This is a genomic window from Rhodocytophaga rosea, from assembly GCF_010119975.1.
In the GTDB taxonomy this organism is placed as follows: Bacteria; Bacteroidota; Bacteroidia; order Cytophagales; family 172606-1; genus Rhodocytophaga; species Rhodocytophaga rosea.
In genome coordinates this window covers 6,013,860-6,025,908 of sequence record NZ_CP048222.1, presented here as the reverse complement: position 1 = coordinate 6,025,908, position 12,049 = coordinate 6,013,860, and the positions used below count along the sequence as shown (strand labels likewise).

Here is a 12,049-nt window from a genome sequence, read left to right as displayed (position 1 = left end):
TATTTATATTGTTTTGAAATAATTAATTAACAATACAAATATGCACCGAGCCATCATATGATGCTGTAACAATGGTTACAAGCTGTTGTAACAAATGTTACAAATCTTTCAGCAGTTTGATTTGTTTGTTATAGATGAGCAGTTTGTTATCGTTTTCGAGTTTTTTTAATAGCCTTGAAATGACCACCCGGTTGGTTCCCAGTTCATCTCCGATTTGCTGATGGGTAAGATTCAGCACGGATGATCCGGTAATCTTTGATTTTTCTTTCAGGTAGCCGATCAGCCTTTCATCCATTTTCTTAAAGGCTACCTCATCAATACACTTGATCATTTCGGTAAAGCGGCTGAGTATGGTGGTCATTACATATCTTTTCCAGGAGGCATATTTTACCATCCATTCTTCCATCAGTCCGACAGGAATACAAACCAATACGCTGTCTTCTTCAGCTGTTGCTTTAATGACACTATTTTGCGCAAGCATACAGCAGTTAAAGGTCATAGCACAGCTTTCGCCTTCTTTTACATAATACAATAACAATTCCTGTCCTTCATCATTAATGCGGCTTACTTTAACCGCCCCACTCACTAAAAGCGGCACAGCCCGGATGGTTTGCCCGATATTAAGCATAGTATCTCCACTTTTTACTTCCATCAGCATAGACTTTGCTTCCAGATCAGCAAGTAAAGCAGGTTCAAAAAATTCAGAAAACTTATGTATATAATTCAAAGGTTGACTAATCATATTTTTACAACAGTAATATTTTTCAAATTTTAATAGGTTGCTGGTACTATTTAAATCAGCTCAATATAATATTTCTAACAGATAATTCGTACTATGATGGTAAATTTGTGGATAGGTTGGTGAACGATGACATCCACCAGGTAATGTAGCCGATGATACTTATGGCAGAAGCATTATTTTACCGGTTTCCAAAAGGAGAAAGCAGTTTCCAAAGCCGGTTGGCAAGCTGACAGGCAATCATTGTATTGCATCCATCAGGCTATTGTTTTAGGGCAGTTCATACAACCAGATAGGTAAACTAGCTGCTATACATATCATTTAAATTCCGCTGTAAATCTTACTTATATCTTAGCATTACACTTTTATCAGTGAATAGAAACAAATTATATTTTAGAACTTCCCTGCCAAACAAATAGCTTTCTCTCAGAAATACTTAGTTATAGTAGATTACTGTGTGTCAATAGCGCATTTATTGATAAGTTATAGATTTATTTTCGCCAGCTATTGCCGCACTGCTATGAATAGCCTGTCAATAGAAATCCTTTTACATCAGGAAACCTGCCTTAATAATGATTAAAATATTGAACAAATAGTCACTTACCTTACATACCAGGATCGTATTAAACTTTTAGGGCACATCCATATCAATAAATACTCAAAAGCTCTAACACATTACACAAATGTTAATAGAAAAACTAATACAACCTTTCAGTAACAAGCCTTTCTCGCAACAAAGAGAAATAGTATTCCATATTCTCGATCTCTTGGCTGAGGTTTCTCCTGCTAATTTGCAAGCAGATTTACAGGATTTAAGAATCAATATGGATTTCTGGAAATCTGCTGTTTTCGTAACACTCGATAAAATGTATACCCGGGTATTATGGTTCAATACAGCGGGCATTGATGCCGAAACCATGCATCAGATATTGAGTGAAAAAATCGAACAAATATCCACTCCCTGCCCTGATCATCAATACTAATTCCTGAAGTCATACAAAAGCTATTGAGTCATAGATGATAAGGCATTCTATTGTTTTGGTTTCCTTTCCCACACAATGGGCTGGCTAGTACGAATGTAATAATCCTGAAAATAGAAGGTAACCTTCTCTCCTGATTACTTCTGGTGAGGTACAGGCAGTTATACGTTTTTGCCGATTCACGCAATTGAGCTTCTTCTATTTTATTTAAGGTCTTATACCATTTTTGATTAAGCGTGCGTTATAAAGCATCTATACCAAGTAAATTAGACTATAGCATTAAAAAATATAAAAAAATTAATTCATTTAAATGTACTATCTTTGTCATATAACTAAGATAGTAGGATAATTTTAGAAAAATCAATTATACATTGTATGCAGGTTAACCATATATAGTGTTGGTGAGATAGGATAAAAATTTGAGCGCATAAAATATATCTAGGATGTAGGCAAGGTTGTATCATTACCTAAATAATAAATAGCTTACAATAAAATTTCCCCGTATTAGTTACTCATTGCGCAGATTGATAAAGGCTGGTTAGATAAAAGTACTCAATTGAAGCAAACATTTTTAATAATTAACGTATACTATATTCACTCAATTTTACATCTATGAACATACGTATTATCTTTCAATCGGATGAGTTATTTAAGGAGGTAGAAGATGTGACCGTACCTGGCTATGGGATAGAAAAAATGGAAAATGTAAAGATAATCCTGGAGGAAGCTATTGTACGGCCAAATACAACCTTATTTGTAGCAGCTCAAGATCCTTATGAACAAAAGGAAATAGAAACAGACTTAGATGATATGTTTTCCGGATTTGAGCAGATTAAACAACCCCACTTATTTGATGAATAATTTCTCACAGACAAGGCTGGGATTAATGCTAAAGGGAAAGTCAGAAAAATATCAGGCAATTCTAGGAATATATTCTTAGATTGATTGTTTCTGTTATAATTTATTGATTTTAAAAAACGACCGAGAAATAGGGATTAGCATAAATCCGGCAAGTGCGAAGGCTACAAAAGATACTTTCAAACTAAAAGCATGTGCCAGGTAGCCAATCATAGGCGGTCCAAGCAGCATTCCAATTATTCCAAATGTAGCAATCAGGGAAATAGCCATACCAGGAGAATATTTGGAAGAGGCTCCAGCTAAGCTATAGGTCATGGGAATTACAGCTGCTGTTCCAAAGCCTACCAGGGAGAACCCGATCAGTGCCGGCCAGAATGTAGGGAAGAGAATCGAAAGCAGGATGCCAGAAACAATAAGCACCGAACTGAAGATATAGGTAGCAGGCATACCAATTTTTTCAATCAGCATATCAGAAATAAACCTAGACAAAGCCATAAACGCCATAAACACCAGGTAGCCGGTAGTGAATATATCTACCTGCACGATCTGCTGAAAATAAATGCCACTCCAGTCAAACATGCCACCTTCGCATATAGCGGCACAAAACACGAGCAAGCCTAAGTGCAAAATATAGGGATCAGGTTTTCCAAAGGTGAGCTTATTACCGGAAGGAGATTTATCATTTCTGAGTAAAAACCGGTAGAAATAAAGAGTAACTAAAATAGCGATGCCTGAAACGATTAGTAAGTGGTGAATCATAGAAACCTGAAAGGCAAGCAGCAAGGTGGTAAATCCTACGCCTACAATGCCGCCAGTACTCCACAGGCCATGAAAGGAACCATTTATTTTGCGTTCATATTGTTTTTGCAGATGAATGGCCTGCGTATTCACAGAAATGTTAAAGATGCGCATCGTTAAGGCGAAGATAAACACGGCCATGACCAGCGTAACAGTTGTATCTGCAAAAGCAATCAGCGAAAGACAAACTGCATTGAGTAAAAAAGCAACCGTTAAGGGAAAGCGGCTATCAAACCTGCTTACCAGCCATCCGGAAAAAGGGAGTCCAATTAAAGAACTGATGGGCATGGTGAGTAGAATATTACCTAATTGCGCTTCGTTGAGCTGAAAATCCGATTTAATGGTAGGTATTCTGGAAGCCCAGCTGGCAAAACTAAAACCGGAAAGAAAGAAAAATACACTGAGGGATATCCGCTGCTTGGTTTGTAAACGCATTCTTATCAAGTAAAAGTGCAAATATGCATACTTTATTCTGAAGTTAAAGTGCGCGTTATTGTTTATTAGTTTTTTGGTATACGAATTATAAAAATACCTTAAAGCAAGTTTGAAAGTATCTTTAATTTCCACCTCTTCCTGCTTCATATAAGAAATCACATCCCCTTCTCTAGTGAGAAAAGGATGAGATTAACAAACATACGTTTGTAGATTATTTCTTAATAATTATTTGTGGTAAAAGGCACTTTTTGTACCGCAAAATCAGCAACCGGCGGCTGGACGCCCGAAAACAGCCGGTTCAGATATGCATATACTACAAACACTTCATTCTTATAAGCGGTAGCTGTAGTAGGCATAACCGGATCAGTCGTGAATGTATTACCTGCTGTAGCACTCTCCCAGTTATTTTCACTGTTAAAAGCGATCACTTTGCCTGGGGCTACACCTCCGGCATTGTTTACAACAATTAATTCTTTACCATTTTTACTCAATAACAATCCATCGGGGCCCATCAGGGGTGTATCCAGGGAAACTTCACTCCAGGTTGCAGGCTCACTTACAGCTATTCTGATCAGTTTATTATCCCTGGAAAAACCAGCAATCAGGTAACCAGACGGGTGATAGACGATGCCATTAAAACCAAAGGCACCTGGAGCAGTGGCAAAATCTGTATCTTCAAAAAATACGGAAGCATTTCCATTCACATCTACTTTGTAAATAATAGGCGAAAAACTATCTGTAATGTATGCATTCCCCTGCGCATCAAGGGTAATGTCATTGGCAAAATGCCCACCTTGGGGACGTAAAGCACCTAAATTTATAAACCTGATTCGGCTACCAGTCGTAAGATCATAAATGCCCAGGGCTGCTAATTTGCCCACCGTTTGTGGAGAAGTTTTTTCTCCGGCCCCAGGGTCGGATACAGCCACCAGAATTCGCTTGCGGCTTTCGTCTACTTTGATGCCAATGGTAGAAATCAGGTCATCATCCTCTATAAAGGGAGTATAGCTGCCATTATATGTTACTTCGCCAATCGTGCCAAACCTCACCGAACTTACCAGAAACCGTTTGCCTCTGGCATCATGGCTTACGCCCTCCGGATATAAGGCAGGTTTGGTGAAGGTGATTTTATCTGGTATGCTGGTTTTATCTTTATCACGAGCCAGACCCAAAAGTTGATCCCACTGCTCATCCGAGCAGGAAGTAAGTGAAAATACAATTACGCAGGCAAAAAACAGGAATGTTGATTTTTTAAGGTTTTTTTGGAAATTGAGTTTAGAGGCGTGCATAGCGAATGAAGGTTTAGGTGAAGTTTGTTATGATACTATACTTTCCCGCCGCCAGCTTTGTTTTGAAAGTATATAACTTTCGCACAGGAATGTATATAATTCACAGTATTATAACTTTTCAATAATTTTATGCATCCGGCTTTGAAAAAATTTCTGGAAGGTAAAATCACTCTTTCTCCTCAACAAGAGCAATTGGTAAGTAGTTGTTTTAAGCCAAAATCTACAAAACGAAACCAGATACTTTTACATAAAGGTGATATTGCCAGGCATATTTATTTTGTCTTGAAAGGTTGTTTGCGGGTATTTTTAACCGGTGAAGACGGAAGCGAATCTACCCGTTTTCTGATTTTTGAAGGCCGGATGGGCACCGCTTTTCCAAGTTTCATCTTACACCAGCCTTCTCTGGCTTCTATTCAAACCCTTGAACCTTCTGAATTACTCTTGCTTAGCTACCCTGACAGGCAAATGCTTTATAAGGAGGTGCCTGGCTGGGAAACCATGGACCGTATTAGGTTAGAACTTGATTATATTGCTTCCATACAACGGATCGAAAGCTTTATTACTATGGATTCTAAATCACGCTATGATGCCCTGATGCAACAGTATCCCGAAATGATACAACGCCTGCCTGCCAAGATCATCGCCGATTATCTGGGAATTTCTCAGGAAACATTAAGCCGATTAAAATCAAAAATCTGATTTGTTGACTTTTGTCAATGTTTTTGAAGTGCAGAAGAAATAGCTTTGCTCATCATTTCCAATACACATGCTCAAGCAAATTCTGATCGTCCTGTTTATCTTATCTATCCAACAAATTTTTGCACAAACCCAGCCAGTACTGAATATTGGGGAACGTACGCTTACTTTTACCGATAAAAGCCGTAACCGCCCTATCGTTACAGAAATCTGGTATCCGACAGAGGATTCACTCAAACCCAAAGACAAGGTGTTCTCCCCTTTTACCCGGAAGCATACCGTGCAGAATGGTAGGTTACCTTCCCGCAAGCTGCCATTGATTCTGTTATCGCATGGTACCGGAGGTGGCAGGCTTACTATAGAATGGCTGGCGCAAAGTTTAGTGCAAAGTGGTTTTATCGTGGCTGCCGTCGACCATTGGGGTAATACCTATGAACATAAACTCCCTCTGGAATTTGTAAAAACCTGGGAACGGCCTCTGGATATTAGTTTTGCACTCACCGCTTTACTTGGAGAAAAGGAACTAAGCCGTGTGATTGATCAGCAAAGAGTTGGTGCAGCAGGTTTTTCTTTTGGAGGATATACCGTACTGGCTTTAGCGGGTGCAGTAGTTAATAACGAGGCATTAAGTAACTATCTCAAAACCACAGGTAAAAAAGAGCTGGAAGTACCCGAATTTCCTGGTCTTTCTCACTACCTCGATGACAGTAGTCTTATAGCTGGCAGTAAAGTAATTCCTACGTTAAAAGACAATCGAATTAGAGCATTTTTTGCTATTTCTCCGGCGCTAGGCGCAGGTTTTATTGATAAACGGCAAGTACAAGAAATTAATCGACCGGTTTATATTATTGGATCACAAAGTGACAGTATAACGCCAGTTCAAACAAATGCCCTACATTTTCATAAGTTAATCAGCGGCTCGGATTATTATGAATTTAAAGGAAAAACCGGGCATTATGTCATGCTCAACGAAGCAAATGAAGGGCTTAAAATGTCGGCTCCGCTCATTTTTTCCGATGATCCCTCGGTCAGCAGGCAACAGGTACATGTTGAGGTGAGCAGGTTGGCCAACGAGTTTTTTAAGCGTCATTTGAAATGATCTATATAAACGTTTTAAGTAATGGTAAGCAAAGTGAAAACCATTTCTCCAATATAATGTCCAGGAGTTATGATTGTTAAGTAATTAAACACAATTAAGTATAATATTTTCATCTACTTCAAGTTTTTTAAAATCAAGTTTAAAGTAAGTACCCAATCCTGAAAAGATGGTATAAAGTGCCTCCTTAAGCGCTTCTACAGACAGATAGTCTTCGGCTTTGAGCCAATGATATTTCACCTGCTTCCAAAATCGTTCGATCCTGTTAAGATGAGGACTATACTTAGGCAGCAAAAAGATGTATAATCCTTTCTGTTCCCATTCTTCTTTTTTGACTTCCCATAGGCCACATGTATGCCAGGAGGCGTTGTCTAAGACTATGACAGTAAACTTGGAAATAGATGTTGAGAAGGCCTCTACACATTCAATGATAAAGTCAGCGTTTAGACTCCCACTTTTCTGATAAGTAAGCAACTCATTATTTGTACTTAACAAGCCAAATACATTTATCCTTGTACTTCTTTGGGATAAAATAGGGGCGTATTCGCCTTTTTTGATCCATCCATAAGGTACACAAGGGGTAAGGCAAAACCCTGATTCGTCTCCAAAATATAAATCTATACTGCCTGTCTGTGCCAAATAAAGCAAAGCATGTAATCGCTTGACTTTCTGCTCATATGCTTCTTTGTTTTGCAATGGCTTTATCCATTTACGGAAACGTTTCCATCGGTAGTCAATTTTTTTAAAAACCGCTTCAAGGTCATCTCACTCATAGCCGTGCCTAATTTAGCTTCTATCTCTCGCTTAGCTAATTTAAGTTGTTGTTTTTCTTTCTCTATGCTATTTTCCACTACTTCAACATGGGTAGCATTACTGGTAGTAAGGATGGGTTTTCTGCCTTTCCCTTTTTGGTTCTTTAACCCTACCACACCTGTTTTCTCAAAGCGATCAAACCACTTATAAATACTTAACTGACTTACTTGAAAAATGCTTGCTAACTTCTGTACTTGATAGCCTTGATTGGATAACAGTATACATTGGCAACGGTTACGTTCCTGATAACTTTTACTATCTTTATGAATCTTCTCTAAGTCTTGTTTTTGCTTGTCTGTAATCTTCTTGATATAACGCATAAGCAAAGATACAATTTGCCAAAATCTTATACTTAATTGTGTACTCTTACTTAGCTCTCCCAGAATATATAAACTAACCAGATATAGTATTAACACACCTTTACTGGTGCCTACCCATAAACTCCCATTATTCTTTTTAAGGATAGCATGCACCATATTATAGTACCAGTTGGTAGCCGCGTTATTGAAAGAATGCTAAAATATAGCAAATGTACCTGTGCGGCTGTCGAAGCGGTTTAATCCGGCTGTTGTACCAATCTAAAGATTATGCTGCTTGTCTTCATGCAGTGCAGTAATATGGCTGCTACTAAGGCTGCTATCCTTTATGGGATTGCTTTCATACGTGGTTATTTTGTAGCCGTCATACTTATTTAAACCATCTCTGGTGCCAACCACATAAATCCTTCGCTATCCTATAGGATGCAGTTAACGGTTTGTTGAGATAATCCGTGGCTACTGTTAATGGCTTCAAAAGTAACTTTTTTTACTTGTGCACAAACAGCAGAACCAAAACTTACCAGGATATATAACACGACAAGATATCTCATGGTGTATAAAGGAAAAGGTGGTGCAGGGCTTATAAACGTCTGCTAGAACTATAGATACTAAGTTAATTATAAAATCTATTTAACATAGCTGATTCCTAACTATTTAAATAAATCTGCTTGTAACCTGTGTTCCGAAAAAATCCTGGTTTAACAAAGTAATTATATACTTTCAGCTATTGAATTTATGGTTAATTTTACTGAGTTCCTATGGTGTCTGCTTGCTATCATATTCAACTACATAGAGTAGGCATTTTCCAATCGCATAAAATCTATACCCTTTTCATGATACTCTTAACTACTTCTCTATTTACAGCCACTAGCTTACTTATATGGAAAAGAATCTGGGAAAATCAGCTCTGGTGATTGGTGGCAGTCTGGCTGGCTTGCTGGCGGCCCGTGTGCTGAGTAATCATTTTGAAAACGTAACGATCATAGAACGTGATCCGGTGCATAACCTGCCTGAATCCCGGAAAGGGCAACCTCAGACACGTCATTTGCATGGCTTACTGGTAGAAGGATTAAAAATCATAACAGGTTATTTTCCAGACCTGCTGGAGGGATTACAGACAGATGGGATACCGATCATGGATATGGCGCAAACTATGCAGTGGTATTGCTATGGAGGTTACCGGGCTAATTTTGAATTTGGCATGAAAGGCGTAATTACCAGCAGGCCCTTTTTAGAATGGCAGATTCGTAAGCGGGTACTGGATCTTCCCAATGTGACCTTAAAAGATGGTTATTCCGTACAAAAACTCATAGCAAGTGAAAATAATAAGCAGATAACTGGTGTACAACTCATCAAAACTGGTCAGGAGACGGCTCCTGAAACACTACTAGCTGATTTGATAGTGGATGCCAGCGGCCGCGGTTCCAGAACACCTAAATGGCTGGAGGAATTAGGATATAAAAAACCTCCCGAAAGTATTGTTACCTGTGGAGTTGGGTACGCTACCCGCTTGTTTGAACGGAAGGAGACACAGCCCGAAAATCTAAAATGGATTTTTATTACACCGCAGGCACCCCGGCAACGAAGGGCAGGCGGTGTATTTCCGGTGGAAGGCAACAGATGGATGGTGGGATTAGCTGGCTGGCATGGCGATCATGCCCCAACGGATGAAGAAGGATTTAATGCGTTTGCTAAAAGTTTACCTGCACCAGATGTATACAACATCATTACTCACAACAAGCCTTTATCCGACATTATTAGCTATAAATTTCCGGCCAGTTTGCGTCACCATTATGAAAAAATGGACCATTTCCCCGATAGATATCTGGTATTAGGCGATGCTGCCTGTAGTTTTAACCCATTTTATGGCCAGGGAATGACTTCTGCTGCGATGCAGGCATTGGCTCTGGAAACTCTCCTGCAAACAAATAATACTTTGGATGGCCTGGCTAAACCTTATTTTAAAAAAGTAGCAAAAATCGTGGATATTCCCTGGCAAACAGCGGTAGGAGAAGATTTCAGGTTTCCGGAGACCAAAGGTAAAAAAGCCCCTGGCACCAATCTGATCAATGCCTATATTGACAGAGTTCACAAGGCTACACACCATGATACAGTAGTGGGTGCCGCCTTTCTGAAAGTAATGAATATGCTTGAACCACCCACCAGTTTACTTAGTCCCCGGATTTTATGGAGAGTAGCCAAACATTCGCTGCAGAAAAACTAACACAGAGAGTATATTGTGCAAATTCCACTTCTACCAGCAAACTCACATATTCAACTAATAATATTGTAAATTAATTCTTACTCTCTAAATTAGAGGTGCTAAGAGTTTGAAATAGCTGTTTGATTTACTAGTTTCATTTTAACCACCATCTGATTAGTTTTTTATTTTCTTTATGGTAAAATCTGTAATTGTCCTCCTCATCACATGTAGCTTATACATTGGTATACATATTTCGTTTCTTCAGCCACTAAAAGCCTTTTATACTAGTTGGAATCCGGAAAAAGCTGCAATTGGGACGATACAAAGCAAAGCGCTTCCACGTATTGCTATTGCTGGTTTAGGCATAGAATCGAGTACGTTTTCTCCGGCACTTACCCATGAAGAAGCGTTTCGTGCGAAATATGGCGAAACTGTTTTCACCTCCTACCCTTTCTTATCAACTGACTCTCCCCTTCGTAAACGGGCCACTTATATTCCGACCGTTGTAGGTAAATCATTACCCGGAGGAACAGTTACCAGGGAAGCGTATGAATCATTGGTAGGCAAAACGCTGGACTCGCTTAAAAAATATGCGCCTTACGATGGGTTGTTTTTTGACCTCCATGGTGCCATGAGCGTGGTAGGACTGGATGATCCGGAAGGCGATTTTATCCAGAGAGTTAGGAAAGTGATCGGCAAACAGACTCTTATCTCTACGACCATGGATTTGCATGGAAATGTTTCCTGGCGGCTGGCCGAAAATACCGACCTGATTACCTGTTACCGGATGGCTCCGCATGAAGATGCCATGGAAACCAAACAACGGGCACTGGAAAATTTGCTTAAACGGCTGGAAAGCGGAAAAGGAAAGCCCAAATACAAAGCTTGGATTCCTATTCCCATCCTGTTGCCTGGTGAACAAACCAGCACCCGTATAGAACCGGCTAAAAGCATTTATCAGGCGGTTGCACCAGCTGCTACACAGGAAGGGATTATTGATGCCGCCATCTGGGTAGGCTATCCCTGGGCCGATGAACCCCGCAATCATGCGGTAGTAATGGTAACAGGCGATGACAAAGGAAAAGTGACTAGTACAGCCGAAAAGCTGGCTAAAAGTTTCTGGGATGCAAAAGCTAAATTCACTTTTGTAGCGCCCACTGCCACTTTGCAGGAAAGTCTGGATAAAGCCATTGCCAGCAGCAAACATCCTTTCTTTATCAGCGATTCCGGAGACAATCCTACAGCCGGAGGAGCCGGTGATGTTACCTGGACACTAAAGGAAATACTGGCCCGTCCGGAATTTAAAACAGATAAAGGTCCTTCGCTGATTTATGCTTCTATTCCTGGTCCGGAACTGGTAAAAAAAGCCATTTCCGTAGGAGTTGGTGGACAAGTAGATGAATATGCAGGCGCCAAAGTAGATGCCCGGTATGCGCCTCCTGTAAAATTAAAAGGAACCATAACCGCTATAGAGCGTGGCGATGCCAATGCCGAAGTAGAAGTAGTGGTAAAAGCAGGAAGCGTATCCGTAATTGTTACTCAGAAACGCAAGCCCTATCACAAGGAAATTGATTTTACCAGATTAGGTCTTCAGCCCCGGAAAGCAGATATTGTGGTAGTAAAAATCGGTTACCTGGAACCTGAACTGTATAACATGCGGGCTGATTGGTTACTGGCTTTAACTCCCGGAGGTGTAGATCAGAACCTGGAACGGCTGGGTTACAAAAGAATCAAGCGCCCTATGTTTCCCCTGGATAAAAATATACCAGAGCCAGATCTTTCCGCTAAACTTGTTCCTTCTTCAGAACTAGTGAAGTAAAAGAGC

General features: G+C 39.8%; 11 protein-coding genes. 6 read left to right on the top strand and 5 right to left on the bottom strand.

Features of this window, described 5'->3' with window-relative positions:
• Positions 1 to 97 precede the first annotated feature (97 nt).
• Complete coding sequence (locus GXP67_RS24980; protein ID WP_197901564.1) at positions 98 to 727, bottom strand: Crp/Fnr family transcriptional regulator; 630 nt, start codon at positions 725 to 727, stop codon at positions 98 to 100.
• A gap of 695 nt (positions 728 to 1,422) precedes the next feature.
• Between GXP67_RS24980 and GXP67_RS24975 the strand changes: the two genes are divergently transcribed.
• Complete coding sequence (locus GXP67_RS24975) at positions 1,423 to 1,722, top strand: hypothetical protein (protein ID WP_162445643.1); 300 nt, start codon at positions 1,423 to 1,425, stop codon at positions 1,720 to 1,722.
• A 609-nt stretch (positions 1,723 to 2,331) separates the two neighbouring features.
• A complete protein-coding gene (locus tag GXP67_RS24970) occupies positions 2,332 to 2,580 on the top strand; it encodes a hypothetical protein (RefSeq protein ID WP_162445642.1) in 249 nt (82 codons plus the stop codon).
• 93 nt (positions 2,581 to 2,673) lie between these two features.
• On the opposite strand, the gene GXP67_RS24965 is transcribed toward GXP67_RS24970, so the two are convergent.
• Together GXP67_RS24965 and GXP67_RS24960 are read right to left on the bottom strand one after the other, a co-directional pair.
• The gene (locus GXP67_RS24965; RefSeq protein WP_162445641.1) at positions 2,674 to 3,810 is read right to left on the bottom strand and encodes an MFS transporter; all 1,137 of its coding nucleotides are present in this window, start codon (positions 3,808 to 3,810) and stop codon (positions 2,674 to 2,676) included.
• Positions 3,811 to 4,028: 218 nt separating this feature from the next.
• A complete protein-coding gene (locus tag GXP67_RS24960) occupies positions 4,029 to 5,099 on the bottom strand; it encodes a hypothetical protein (RefSeq protein WP_162445640.1) in 1,071 nt (356 codons plus the stop codon).
• Positions 5,100 to 5,240: 141 nt separating this feature from the next.
• Here GXP67_RS24960 and GXP67_RS24955 point away from each other — a divergent pair, with 141 nt between their 5' ends.
• Both GXP67_RS24955 and GXP67_RS24950 read left to right on the top strand, forming a co-directional pair.
• Complete coding sequence (locus tag GXP67_RS24955) at positions 5,241 to 5,798, top strand: Crp/Fnr family transcriptional regulator (protein ID WP_232064559.1); 558 nt, start codon at positions 5,241 to 5,243, stop codon at positions 5,796 to 5,798.
• Between the two features lie 67 nt (positions 5,799 to 5,865).
• On the top strand, positions 5,866 to 6,894 hold the full coding sequence (locus GXP67_RS24950; RefSeq protein WP_162445638.1) for an alpha/beta hydrolase family protein: 1,029 nt from the start codon (positions 5,866 to 5,868) through the stop codon (positions 6,892 to 6,894).
• Positions 6,895 to 6,978: 84 nt separating this feature from the next.
• Here GXP67_RS24950 and GXP67_RS24945 read toward each other — a convergent pair whose 3' ends face one another.
• The gene (locus GXP67_RS24945; RefSeq protein WP_232064557.1) at positions 6,979 to 7,587 is read right to left on the bottom strand and encodes an IS630 family transposase; all 609 of its coding nucleotides are present in this window, start codon (positions 7,585 to 7,587) and stop codon (positions 6,979 to 6,981) included.
• 5 nt (positions 7,588 to 7,592) lie between these two features.
• On the bottom strand, positions 7,593 to 8,024 hold the full coding sequence (locus tag GXP67_RS24940; RefSeq protein ID WP_162441276.1) for a helix-turn-helix domain-containing protein: 432 nt from the start codon (positions 8,022 to 8,024) through the stop codon (positions 7,593 to 7,595).
• Between the two features lie 877 nt (positions 8,025 to 8,901).
• Here GXP67_RS24940 and GXP67_RS24935 point away from each other — a divergent pair.
• Positions 8,902 to 10,245, top strand: a complete 1,344-nt coding sequence (locus GXP67_RS24935; protein ID WP_162445637.1) for an NAD(P)/FAD-dependent oxidoreductase — start codon at positions 8,902 to 8,904, stop codon at positions 10,243 to 10,245.
• A gap of 172 nt (positions 10,246 to 10,417) precedes the next feature.
• Complete coding sequence (locus GXP67_RS24930; RefSeq protein ID WP_162445636.1) at positions 10,418 to 12,043, top strand: M81 family metallopeptidase; 1,626 nt, start codon at positions 10,418 to 10,420, stop codon at positions 12,041 to 12,043.
• Positions 12,044 to 12,049: the final 6 nt, after the last annotated feature.